Source organism: Chlorobium sp. (assembly GCF_036528655.1).
Taxonomy (GTDB): domain Bacteria; phylum Bacteroidota; class Chlorobiia; order Chlorobiales; family Chlorobiaceae; genus Chlorobium.
Map to the genome: position 1 here is coordinate 37,685 of NZ_JAIGND010000041.1, position 12,014 is coordinate 49,698.

At 48.0% G+C, this 12,014-nt stretch carries 14 protein-coding genes and 1 pseudogene; 3 read left to right on the forward strand and 12 right to left on the reverse strand.

Annotated elements, in window-relative coordinates; translation table 11 throughout:
• Nucleotides 1-46 precede the first annotated feature (46 nt).
• Complete coding sequence (locus K4305_RS11195; protein ID WP_331562535.1) at nt 47-1,066, forward strand: SEC-C domain-containing protein; 1,020 nt, start codon at nt 47-49, stop codon at nt 1,064-1,066.
• Nucleotides 1,067-1,502: 436 nt separating this feature from the next.
• Nucleotides 1,503-2,015, forward strand: coding sequence for a hypothetical protein (locus K4305_RS11200; RefSeq protein ID WP_331562536.1), 513 nt, complete (start codon nt 1,503-1,505; stop codon nt 2,013-2,015).
• 106 nt (nt 2,016-2,121) lie between these two features.
• On the opposite strand, the gene K4305_RS11205 is transcribed toward K4305_RS11200, so the two are convergent.
• The 3 genes and pseudogenes from K4305_RS11205 to K4305_RS12340 all read right to left on the reverse strand — a co-directional run.
• Nucleotides 2,122-2,259 carry a hypothetical protein gene (locus tag K4305_RS11205; protein WP_331562537.1) on the reverse strand — a complete coding sequence of 46 codons (138 nt, stop codon included), beginning with the start codon at nt 2,257-2,259 and terminating at the stop codon, nt 2,122-2,124.
• A gap of 213 nt (nt 2,260-2,472) precedes the next feature.
• Complete coding sequence (locus tag K4305_RS11210; RefSeq protein ID WP_331562538.1) at nt 2,473-2,829, reverse strand: hypothetical protein; 357 nt, start codon at nt 2,827-2,829, stop codon at nt 2,473-2,475.
• 61 nt (nt 2,830-2,890) lie between these two features.
• A pseudogene (locus K4305_RS12340) lies at nt 2,891-3,179 on the reverse strand (IS1634 family transposase); the annotation flags it as partial.
• Between the two features lie 169 nt (nt 3,180-3,348).
• On the opposite strand from K4305_RS12340, the gene K4305_RS11220 reads away from it, so the two are divergent.
• Nucleotides 3,349-4,365, forward strand: a complete 1,017-nt coding sequence (locus K4305_RS11220) for an STAS-like domain-containing protein (protein WP_331562541.1) — start codon at nt 3,349-3,351, stop codon at nt 4,363-4,365.
• A 45-nt stretch (nt 4,366-4,410) separates the two neighbouring features.
• On the opposite strand, the gene K4305_RS11225 is transcribed toward K4305_RS11220, so the two are convergent.
• The 9 genes from K4305_RS11225 to K4305_RS11260 form a co-directional block, all read right to left on the reverse strand.
• On the reverse strand, nt 4,411-5,382 hold the full coding sequence (locus K4305_RS11225) for a transposase (RefSeq protein WP_331562542.1): 972 nt from the start codon (nt 5,380-5,382) through the stop codon (nt 4,411-4,413).
• A gap of 234 nt (nt 5,383-5,616) precedes the next feature.
• Nucleotides 5,617-6,399: a Cthe_2314 family HEPN domain-containing protein gene (locus K4305_RS11230; RefSeq protein WP_331562543.1), complete on the reverse strand. Its 783-nt coding sequence runs from the start codon at nt 6,397-6,399 to the stop codon at nt 5,617-5,619.
• Nucleotides 6,400-6,461: 62 nt separating this feature from the next.
• Entirely contained in the window at nt 6,462-7,127 is a 666-nt protein-coding gene (locus tag K4305_RS11235; RefSeq protein WP_331562544.1) for a DUF2971 domain-containing protein, read from the reverse strand.
• Between the two features lie 41 nt (nt 7,128-7,168).
• Nucleotides 7,169-7,216 (reverse strand): SEC-C metal-binding domain-containing protein, encoded by a 48-nt coding sequence (locus tag K4305_RS12345; RefSeq protein ID WP_442880476.1) that lies wholly within the window; start codon nt 7,214-7,216, stop codon nt 7,169-7,171.
• Between the two features lie 27 nt (nt 7,217-7,243).
• Nucleotides 7,244-7,465, reverse strand: a complete 222-nt coding sequence (locus K4305_RS11240) for a hypothetical protein (RefSeq protein ID WP_331562545.1) — start codon at nt 7,463-7,465, stop codon at nt 7,244-7,246.
• A gap of 11 nt (nt 7,466-7,476) precedes the next feature.
• A complete protein-coding gene (locus tag K4305_RS11245) occupies nt 7,477-9,045 on the reverse strand; it encodes an Eco57I restriction-modification methylase domain-containing protein (protein WP_331562546.1) in 1,569 nt (522 codons plus the stop codon).
• Between the two features lie 2 nt (nt 9,046-9,047).
• Nucleotides 9,048-10,010: a XamI family restriction endonuclease gene (locus K4305_RS11250; protein WP_331562548.1), complete on the reverse strand. Its 963-nt coding sequence runs from the start codon at nt 10,008-10,010 to the stop codon at nt 9,048-9,050.
• A 126-nt stretch (nt 10,011-10,136) separates the two neighbouring features.
• On the reverse strand, nt 10,137-11,093 hold the full coding sequence (locus K4305_RS11255; RefSeq protein ID WP_331562549.1) for a toll/interleukin-1 receptor domain-containing protein: 957 nt from the start codon (nt 11,091-11,093) through the stop codon (nt 10,137-10,139).
• Nucleotides 11,083-11,655: a hypothetical protein gene (locus K4305_RS11260; protein ID WP_331562550.1), complete on the reverse strand. Its 573-nt coding sequence runs from the start codon at nt 11,653-11,655 to the stop codon at nt 11,083-11,085. The genes K4305_RS11255 and K4305_RS11260 overlap by 11 nt, the downstream gene beginning before the upstream one ends.
• Between the last annotated feature and the right edge of the window lie 359 nt (nt 11,656-12,014).

Below are 12,014 nucleotides of genomic sequence, written 5' to 3' on the forward strand. Positions count from 1 at the left end.
TGTTTTACATCTTCGACCAGTTTGAATAGTTCTACCATCAAGGGATATGATAAACGGCAATACCTATCACTCTTTTCCCTGCCCCTGTGGCAGCGGAAAACCATTTGACGAGTGCTGTTTCAGACCGCACAACAAGAAATCGGGCAATCCCATGGATGAGGTGATGCAGGCGCTGAAAGAGGCTCAACAGCATCGTGAGTTCGGCTCCATCAAGGATGCCAATCAGTTTATGCAAGAATTCATGATCCGGCAGAACACAAAGCCTCGCGATGCTTTTGCCGGTTTGTCGCCCGCAGAAATGCGCAGTATTCTCAACACCCCTTTTGCGGCCCCTGACATCGCCACAGTTGCCGACGTTCTTCCGCAAAACCCGGACTGCACCGCAGCAGCGCTGTTCAAGGCGCTTGCCGACGCGATCGGCGACAAGGGACTCAAACCAACCGCCACAGGAAATCTGCCCAGGAATACCGTTCGCGAAATTTCAATAGTCATCAACGGCACCGATACCTTCGGTACCGAACGCACTCCATACCAGCTGCTGAAAGAGGCCGACTATTTCGATCTCCACCTTATACGAATCGTAGCGGGTTATGCCGGTCTCATCAGAAAATACAAGGGCAGGTTTATCCTGACAAAAAAATGCCGGACAATCCTTGACCGGCATGGCATGGCCGGAATCTGGCCGGAGCTTTTCAGGGTTTATGCAGAACAGTATAACTGGGCCTATAGAGACGGATACGGCCCCATGTATTTACTGCAGCGCTCATTTCTCTTTACGCTCTATCTGCTCCACCGGTTCGGCTCGGAAAAACGTGACGGCCTGTTTTACGCAAATGCATTTCTCCGGGCGTTTCCTGCATTTCTTGACGAAATCACTCCAATGTACTCCAAAAGTCCGGAAGAGATAGCAATATCGTCTTATCTGCATCGGGTAATTGACCGGTTTGCAGGATTCTTTGGACTTGCGCATGTCGAAAAGTCGGACTGGAAGTATGGCGAGAACCGCGTGTATCAAGTCCGGGCGCTGCCGCTGCTCGATCAGGCAATCCGGTTTCATGTGCCGTAATTCGCTTGCGGGATTGCAGAAAACCTCAACCCTCCAGTGACGGGCTGAATCGTCCGCAAAAACGCTGTTCTGTTCTCAGCCGGACCACCCCCGGCGCCCATCTATCCAAAACACTGATCCCTGCATCAATCCCTGTTTTGCGGGAATGTGAAATAATGTTGGGGGCACCTGTATTGCTCCATTGACACATCATGACATCCAAATCATTTTTTTACCGCAGACATATCTCATGTATCGTCAGCTTATCTCCCGCAATAACGAGGATACGGAACAGTGTCGCGGAGATATGAATGCCTGATTGGAACGCGTAGCAGCAACATCGATTTTTCACGACAAGAAGTATCCTTTAAGTCCGGAATGTTTCAGCGAAGGAATCAACAACAAACTGCCGTCAGAAGTTATAGCCGCTGGATTGTGATTGAAACCCGGACCTGAGATGGCAACATCGTTTCAAGCTCTTGCGGGTAATTCTGTAATGATGAAAAAGGAGAGAATGATGAAAAACAAACTGTTGATACTCGCCGGTGTTACCGGTATGCTTATGACAAGTCCGACGGCAGACGCATTGGCTGATGTACGCGTCAATATCGGGGGCGGACCAAGAAAAACCATTGTTATCGACAGACCTCCGGCATTCATACGACTTGCAAGCCACGGTTTTTCAGTGTCAGTCGGAGCTCCTTACGACATAGTTCTTTCCGGGAATTTCTACTATCTGTACGACCGTGGACAATGGTACCGTTCGGCACGGTACAATGGACCATGGAAAGCTCTCCGGGTACGCGAACTACCGCCCAGAATCCGTCATTACCGAATCGAGCAGATTCGCCGTTTCAGGGATATTGAATACAACAGGCATCGCGACCGGTACGATCGCCAATGGCGCGATAACAGGGGCCAGGGCCCCTGGAATGGACCGGGACGTTACGATCAGCGGCCGCCAGGATAACACGCATGTAGACTGCTGAATGACTCGAAATGGAAAAGAACTGCCGCGCAGCTCTCTTCGATTGATACTAAAACAAATAATCCTCGCACCTTTTGGGCTGCGAGGATTATTTGTTCCGGGCATAGATGACCATACCGGTTGCCGCAGCAGCCTTCCCCACCCGCAAACCGAAAAACAGCCTGTCTTCGTCACCCTCAACAATACTGTTACCCTCGATGCCCCGCAGCATCTCGCAATGCAGCATGCCCGGCGCGTCCGGTCTCGCTGCCTTGGCATTGGCGTTCGTCGTTATGGTATCGTTCGGGTCTCTGAATTGATTTGGCTGCTGAGAAGCAAATCATCCACAGCGTTAGTTTATGTAATTGCGAGCGACCCTTCTCTACTTAATTTATGCCATTATGAGTGGCACCATCTCCTTCCTCCACGCTCCATAAGTATTCATAGCAAACACCTTCCTCTAATTCTCGGCCTCATTGTCATTCTGACGCAAAGCCAAGGATAGAGCTGCAATAATACCGGTTATCGCGCCAATAATAGAACTGGTAATGATCGTAAAAAAAGGTAGCCAAATGACAAGCCCACCCATATTACCTTGTGGAGGAGAAACTGCATCACGTATCAAGCCAATAGGAAAAGCCAAAACAATACCAGCCAGAAAAGTAAATTTGATTATTTCGAGAAATGCTCCAAATGGGGTTTCCTCGTGAAAATACCGGATGAATCCAACAAATGCAGCAATTAGAGCCGGGCTCAATATTGCGATTAATTCATCAAGTTCACTGAGAATCATATTAATTACAGAGTATTTATTCATAAGAGCACTTTTTTAAAAGCTGGACATACAATAACGTATTATAACCTAAATTCCCGGAGAATTATAACAATGCCGGGTCAAGGACGGGAATATTGAGTGCGATGAGAATCTGACGCTGAGGCTTGGTCACTTCGGTAAGGATATGCCCGAACTTGCCGAAACAGGTTACCTTGGTGAGCGTCTCCATCTCCCTGAGCAGTTTGCGCACCGTATGCTGCTCGATCAATCCGGAGTCCCGCATCTGCTTGCGAAGCGCACTGATGAGTATCAGGGCGTCGAACTGGATGAACAGTCGTCCATCAAACCGTCGCTGAGGAATGCATCCTCAGCCACTTCATATCGAGGGAGTTTTAACATTTAAGGGTATGGATCAACGCCTCGGAGACTTCCAGGCACAGTGGATCATGCCTGTTGTTGTCAAATCCTCCAGCTTTGTTGTCAACAAGTCTCATTTACATTGTCAATATATAACCATATATTGTTGTCATCAATACAATATGAATACGACATGGCGGGCAAATGAGAGAACGAACAACTGAAATAAGAAACTACATGCTGACAGCTTGCAGGGACAGGTCGCTCAATGTCGCCGCGGAGACTGCAAGGCATTTCAAAATCTCACGACAGGCGGCTTCTCGGCACCTGCATGCACTCGAAGAAGCCGGACTTGTCAGATCGGAGGGGGCGAAAAACGTCAAAAAATCGACACTTATCCCTCTTAAACAAACATCCTGGACATTCCGGTTGGCTGGCCTGAAAGAGGATGTGGTATGGCTTGAATCGATAGCTCCCCTGATTGCCGATTTGCCGGGGAATGTCCGCGAAATGTGGCAATACGGTGCGACAGAAATGATCAACAACGCTCTTGATCACTCAGAGGGACTTAACCTGTCAATTTACTTTTCAAGAAACGCAATAGACTGCGAACTGACGATTACTGACGATGGCGAGGGCATCTTCCACCGTATTCAACGATTGACCGGCCTGTATGATGCACGGGAATCAATCCTTGAGCTTGCCAAGGGCAAGCTGACAACCGACCCGCAGAACCATTCCGGCGAAGGTATATTTTTTACATCGAGGGCATTCGACAGCTTCGCTATCATCTCAAGAAATCTGTACTTCACCCACCAGGCAGAAAAAGATGACTGGCTGATCGATATCGACTCTGATACACCGGGCACAAGCATTTATCTCAGATTGAGCAACACCTGCCCTCGAACCATGAAGGAAATCTATGACGAGTATGCAGAGCCGGACGAGTATTCCTTCAACAAAACAAGAGTTCCGGTAAAGCTTGCCCGATATGAGGGGGAAAAGCTCGTATCCCGATCGCAGGCAAAGAGGCTCGTGTCGCGCTTCGAGAAGTTCTCAACCGTAATCCTTGATTTTGAAGACGTCGAAGAAATCGGACAAGCATTTGCAGACGAAATCTTCAGAGTATTTGCATCGAACCATCCCGAAGTGAAACTCATTACCGCTCATGCAACGGACGCCGTAAACAAAATGATCCTGAGAGCTCTATCTGTCAAGTAACTTTCCCCATCAGAGGAGCAACGGGACGCTCACAACTACGAAAACTTACAACCCACAACGCTTCACGATCTGGTTGACCGCAGCTGCTGAAATCCCCAGCAGACGCGCCGATCCGGCATAGGTCATCCCGAGCTCAAGCACATATTTCAGCGCAAGCCGTTTCCGCAACTCCGTACACTCCCGCTTCCGGCTTCCGCCCTGCAGCGCCTGAACACTTATTCCCGCCTCTTCGCATGCGCTCACCAGCCGTTCCCCGGCTTCCGTCGCTGCTGCTGTTGCAGGCAGCCTCTCTTTCACGGATTCTTCAACATCGTCGAGCATCTCTTTGACGAACTCGCCGCTTCCGAGAATCCGCTCGTCGCTGAACTGCTTCTCTTGTCGTTTCCTCAGCGACTTCACTTCCGACCAGCCTCCTATCGAGCGAATAAGTCCGCCTCCGGTCAGTTCCGGCTGCCGACCCCGTCCACTCTCTTCTGCAACGAACTCCCGATACGCTTGCAGGGCAGACGATTCCCGCTTGCCGAAGTATCCGAGCACATAGTTCCGGTCCTGCCACTCATGCCGTATCCGTTTCATCACCACAGCATGACCACTCCAAGGATAACGTTCCAGATCATCAAGCGATTCGGCAAGACCTGCTCGAAGGGGGTTGAGATGGATATAGCTGACCAGCCTGAGAAAATAGGGCTCTTCCTCGCAGACAATCGACTTGTACCTGTTCTGGAACAGATGGCCGTGACGCTTGTGTCTGAGGTTGTACCCTGTGGCGTAACCGGTCAGGAGCTTGCGCATGAACGTCGACAGGCCGGAAGCTCCGCTCTTCAGCAGGATATGCGCATGGTTGGTCAAGAGCGCCCAGGCATAGATGCTCGTGCCGGTTGCCGCCGCGACCTTCCCCATCCGCGAAACGAAATACATCCGGTCTTCGTCATCGGCAACAATGCTGTTACCTTCGATGCCCCGCACCATCACATGATGCAGCGTACCCGGCGAGTCCAGTCTTGCTCCTCTCGGCATTGGTGTTCGTTGTTAAGGGTTCCTTACTGTCCGAGGATTGGCGTTGTTTCTGAAAAGTAAGAATTTTATCGCGTTAGTTTACGTAGTTGTGAGCGTCCCCTCCTTCCGCCCTCCCTCCCGACTAGTGGGGCCTTCGATGCATAGACTTCACACCTCCTCATTCCCCATAAATATTTATAGTAAACCCCTTTTGACTTCCCTATAAGGGGGTTTACTTTAAATGAATTTTTATTTTCAGTACCCTCGTAGTTTGAACTGCTGTTTCTGAAATTCATATTCTATAAGCAATTCCTCGAAAAGCTCTTCTGCAAGTTTATTTAACTTGAAATTCATGTTCTGAAATTCAGCTTTTTTTGCAACAACATAATCACGCAAACAATTTTTTCTGACAAGTTTTATTTGATTTTTTTCTTCTCCAGTCATTTGGCACAGAAGATTGTCTTGGTAAAGAAGTTCAATTTGCCGCAATTTTTCATCAAGCAATGAATGTTTATGAATAATTGCGTGTCGATCCTGTGCGTACTTATCGAGATTTTTCTTAATCGCTTTCAACTTTTCTACAACTTCAGGTCGGTGCTGCACTTTAACGTTAGTTATTATTACTGAATGTGAAACATGCTCTTCATGAGTGCAGATATGGAAAACCGCATTAGTAAGTTGCAACATCCTGTCATAAGTTGAATTCAATCTGATTAAATAATTTTCAATATTGTAAATCAGGTGATCTGCCCTTGAGGTTGAGATGCGCTTCGAGTAGTCGTAGTTAGTTAAAAGCTCAACAGCAGAATTTAGTTGTCTCATCCAAGTGAGAGCATGAGCTAGATGAAAACCGACTCCTTGTATATAGAACTGATATTCATCAACATCGGCATCTTCAGGGATCAGCCTGCCCTTATCTGCAATTTTCATTGACTTCAGAGCATCCTTAAATACCGCTTGCGTAAACGCATTCTCTGTGAGTGCAGCGAAGGAGTTCACTTGTTGGTTAGCTTGACCTTTTATGTAAGAAACTTTCATACTCTCCTCACTCTACCAGTTTTTATAGGCGCTTTCAGGATACTCCTGATTCGCTTATACGATCAAACGCGAACGCCATCAAAATCCAAAGATGCTTTGACTACCTCAATATTGTGACCAACCAGCCTGCGCACAAGAGTCTCAAGCATAGGCGTAGCTCGAGCACCGAGAATCACTCGGCGAATCCGGTTTGCTACAGACACATACTCTTCTTTGGTAAATATCCGATACTCTTGCTCGTACCTCCAATGCTCCGTCTTTCGGGTAAGTACTTCTTCATGGGATGGTACCGTTAACAGGCCTGTACTCCATTTTTTTAACGTAGGTTCATAGATAACCTCATGAGTCTTGATATCACACCCATCAAAATTCAGTTCGAACGCCACGCCATTGTGGCCAGATGCATACAAAGACCACATTCGCACATCGGAATGAGATGATGTCAGGCTACATATTCGCGGAAGGTCTGTTTTGCTGGCAGATAAATCTTGGACTGACTTCTTGATATTCATAGTCCTATCCACCTGAGAATACGATAAAGGCATTCCTTTCGTAAGCATATATGTGAGTGCCATCGGATGGCTTATATTAGTGAGTTCTTCTATGAACTGACCCTCAAAAGGATCATTGAGCTCATTGTAAGGAGCGCAATAGAGGCGCATTTCAAGTAATATATCCACCAAGTGCCCTAATGGCTCGGAGGGCCTAAATTTATAAAGAAACCCCATAGGATTTGACCTCGATTTGTAATTGTCTCTTTTTCTATTCGTCAATCCTCACAACACTTCTTGTATTTGAGCCCGGACCACACAGACACGGATCGTTGTAATCAACCTTCTCCATCTCACAGCATTCGGCAATGCAGCGAAAAAAAGTCCCAGCTCGAATTGGTTGTCGCATGTATCAAAAGAAACCTATTTTTTATCCTCCCCTCCACAACCATCACCACAGCAACGCCGAACGCAGCAAGCGACACATACCTGCCCTTGTCGAAATCGGAGCTGTCGTAGGTGAAGACGAGCGCGTGCTCGCCTGCGGAAATGCGGACGCCTCGGAGGGCGCACATTATTTTCCTTTCTAAAACAACCCCAGTTGCTCCACCCCCGATTCCATCTTGAAATCCGGAATCAGTTCGGCTATCTGCGATGCATCGACATTGGCAAGCTCGTTCGGTTCGAGTTTGTGAAGACCTCCTCCGTAAACCCGACTTTCCCCGAGAAGCTGTTCGGGAGTAATCCGGTTCAGAACTTCCCATACTGAACGAATCAACGAGGGATTCTGAGTGACAGCTTTTGCAAGCTGCGGTTTTGGATACAATGCGAGGTAGACGTTCGCTACGGTAGCCATCGAATTGTTCAGAATGAAGCGGAAAGGTCGCCCGCTTTTCGTGTTGCTGCGGCCAAGGTACGTGCACACAATAGGAGCAGAAGGCCGGTTTTCCTGTGAATACCAGGGAGTACGGTTGCGGCACAGGTAACGTTCGTGAACATCCTCTGCCTTCCCTTCTTCAAGATATGCGTAGAGCGCCGGATACCTTTCCTTGATCGTCTCTTCAGGAAGCTTTGTGTCGAGCAGGAAGAGTTGCCGTTCAAGCAGGGGATATCCATCCGCATCGGCAAGGATCTCGTTTTCGACGAGATAGCGAGGGCTTGGCAGGATGGGCCGGAACAGCTCCATCGGAAGGTTTTTTGCAACAATCTCTTTTCTGTCAAGAATGAAAAAAGCGTTGTCGCCGGTAGCTATGCCTCGCCGGATATGGAAGAAGTCGGCTATGACCGCTCTCGCTTCTTTTGTTCCGGTACCGGTTGCCTTGGGAAACCGTGTCCATTTCGCCTCTCGGGCAAGATCCTCCGCCAAAACATCCCTGCTGCAGCGGGGTTCAAGCAACGAACCGCCAAAGGTAAACGAGACTTGATGGTTTTCCGGGGGCGGTGCTTTGCGGAACCAGACGACAGCGGAAGAGACAAGCGCATCGGCAAACTGCACATCGTCAGGATCGAAGCGATGGATTTTCAGCAGCGTGACCTTTTCGAGCAGATACCGCTTGATGGCCTTGCCGTAATTCACATCCATGAACTCGCTCGGAATGAGCCAGCCCGCAATGCCACCTTCAGCCATCCATGAGTGCGACAAGCCAAGAAAGTGGCAGTACAACCCGGCAAGACCGCTGATCTTCATGCCGCTTGCACAGGCGGTTTTCGCCTGAAGGCGCAGTTTGTCACCATTCTGCAGGTGGTGGTGCCGCACATACGGGGGATTGCAGATCACCAGATTGAAAGGCACTGAAGGTTCGCTTGCCGTAAAATCGGCAAGCCTGATCGTGAAACCTGTATCCCGCCAGATATGGGTGGCCGGTTCACCATAATGGGTATCGACTTCAAAACCAAGTGCGGAGTCGATACGCCCTGCCGGAAAAACCTGCCGGAATGCTGAAAAGAATGAGCCTGTCCCTACTGCAGGATCGAGAAAACGGACAGGTTCATCTTCAGGAATCAGCGTTGACGCATAGGTAAGGATATCGAGAGCAAGGGCTGTCGGCGTCGCGAACTGGCCGAGACGGTTGCGTTCAGCCTGAGTCTTTCCGGCGTCGAGTTCGCTTTGCAGCCTGAGGCGGTTCGCCTCGAATGTATCCTGTAAAACCGTCATGCTCATATCCCGAAAAGCGCCATGTCGTCGATGCGATGTTCCCAGACCCAGTCGATGCCTTCTGCGGCCTCATATCCAAGATAACCGCTGTCGAAATAACCGCACAGGAAAAGATTGAACCGGACGTTCCGCCCATAGGTGCTGCGAAGCTGGCTCATCTTCATGGCCTCTTCCTTCCGGCGCTTGTTCGTATTGGTGAAATCCCCGGCAGATTTCGCCTCGAAGAAAACCGGTAAGGCTCCATTCTTCGACTTCCCCGGCATGATCACAGCATCAACCGGTATGTTCACCCGTTTGACGCCGCCCTCAAGATCGACCGGCACATTCATGCGGAAGGTAAACGTGCCCGGAGGCATCGAGTCAAAACGTACCGCCTCGCCATTTTGCAACTGCCTGCAACCACGAGCTTCAAGCCATGACTTGATCGCTGCAAGCTGCCGTTTCTCCTGGGCATTACGGATAATCGGATTGGCAACCGCGCCGCAAAGCCGGTCGGCAACAATGGTAGCCGCCCTGTGTATTTCATCGTTGTCCGGTTGCATTTTCCGGCCAAGCCAGACAAAAATATCCGGATCGGCCATCTTGACGATGATAGCTGCTATCCGTTGAAGATCCTCATCCAGCAATCCGGAATTCATTTTTGAAGGCAGCTTCTTTCTCAGCTCAAGACTTTTCACAAGATTTGAAGAAACACCCGAAAGTCCGATAAGTCGGTCAACGGCAAGCGGAGGGCAGGTGGACATGCGAAGTGTCGGCAGGATATCGGGATGATCGCGAATGACTGCAGGAGTTACTGCGGTCATGTTGCCGGTGAAATGCAATGCAGACTCTACGTCCCTCGTTGTCTGCATTCGTGTCGAGCGGAACGCTTGCGGGGCAAAGGTCATGAACCAGTCGTTGTACATATCGACCGATTTCGCAATGTCGGCTTTCCACCTCGCCGGTTTATCGAGATTAACCGCCATACCTTCCCTGCATTTTAAAACGCGTTACAGAAACCCAGCATTCATAACATCAATTACTTCGGTCGTATTGTTATAACACCCAGAACAATGCTTTCGCAGTTTTCATATTATATAGGTATCTCAAAACTAATCAAGCGACTCCTGTCTTGTAATTCTTGTGGCTTTTACCTCAGAAAATCGATAGGGGGCAGTGCCTAACGCAAACAAAACATCGGCATATCCATAATCTTTGATGTAATCAACAGCCCTATTTAATCGTCCAGGGGATAAATGAGTATGACTTTGAAGTACCGTACCATCTGTTTTCTCTAGGGCAGCAACAGCACTAAGCACAACTCTCACATCATCTTGAGGACTATATGACAAAAAGTCACTCAACGCATGAAAGAGAAGATATGTTGCTGTGACAAAACCAAAAACGAATGGGTGAGTACCAAGTTCATTATCCGTTTCAGCAAGTCCCTGAGATTCTAATTCATCCACTGCATCATTAACCTCCACAGGGGCAAGGCTAAGAGATTCAGAAAGCTCTTTGTTTCGAATTCCTCGGATAAAAGGCTCATCGACATCTGACGCATTAAGAAGGTAAAGACCAACTGATGAGGCAATCCGAGACAATCCCGCCACAGGTTTTATTAATGACTGCAAGTGTGCAGGGGTTTCTCCAAGGCTTGGCTTCTCCGATATACCATGCAGTACATTATAAATCGCACGTACACCACGAGCAAAATCCGATCGCATATCTATCCAGTGCAATGTGCGGAGTGCAGTTGGAATTTCTACATCCTCCTTGAGAAGAGGAATAACCCTTGTTAAATCCTCGATACGACGGATTGTCGCTATATTTAGTTCATCACGTACCCATTTAGAACGAACACTTTCTTTTGATAGAACGATAGCAAATGCAGCAGCATTGGAAAGCCCTTCCTCAAATATCTTACTAACTATTGAATCCCCCGGTTGTATTTCCCATTTGTCTAACCATACATCCTGTCCCTGCGACATAAGCTCACGTGCTAAGCGCTCAGCAAAATCATGATCTTTGTGAGAGTGGCTGATAAACAGCTTTTTATCAGAGGTCATTGGCAACCTCCCTTATACGTTGCAAGTCAACAGCAGTATGTACAGTCAGGTCCCTCGGTTTTAGACCGCCAGCTGAATGTTCTTTGATATGCACAGGATTCATTTTCCCAATAGGTGTTGCTTGGTATCTTCCAATCGAGTTCCGTGAGTTAATTCGAACAAGAGCAAGTGGCACCTCAGCCTCCCCGGTTTTCTTGTGTACATCGACCACCGTACCAACAGCAAGATCGATATTTCCATCAAGAATAAACACCCACCCTTCTGGGAACTCACGATTGCGATCAAATGAGAATACACGCAATCCTTCTAATCGGCTAATGTACAGTTGCCAACCTTGGCTTAATACCGATAGGGTAATAAAGATCAAGGTGAGAACAAAAAAGGTCATTGTCATCATCATAGCGCCCGTTAGATTAACACCTTGCGATGGCGTAATATATATTGCAAGAATCGATGCACATCCAGTAAGCACCGCCCACCAGTTCCGAAAAAATGGGTTAAAAAGAAAACGCAAAAAGCAGCTTATATTGGGCATCATTTTTTCAGTTTGCATGACAACCATAGAATATCACTCTTAACAAGATCTGTTTATCGAATTATGTAAAATGCTAAACAATCACCATAATTACTACTTATTACGCCAAGAAAAACCACATTATTTACCAGCAATACCTAAAACCAGAAATTCACCTCATCGCTCTATAAATTCAGTATTGTTTGGTCATACTTGGGACTGCAACAGGACAAGGTGTTACACATAAAATCACATTTCATTTATTTTATTTATTCCAGTTAAGGGAACCTCGATTTATTGAGTTTTGATATATCTCTGTACTTGGGTCAGCCGAAAAGCTCGTAGTCGATCCTAAAAAACACCGTTCTTTGACACATTTTGGGCTTAAAAGCTCCCTGGAAGAACCT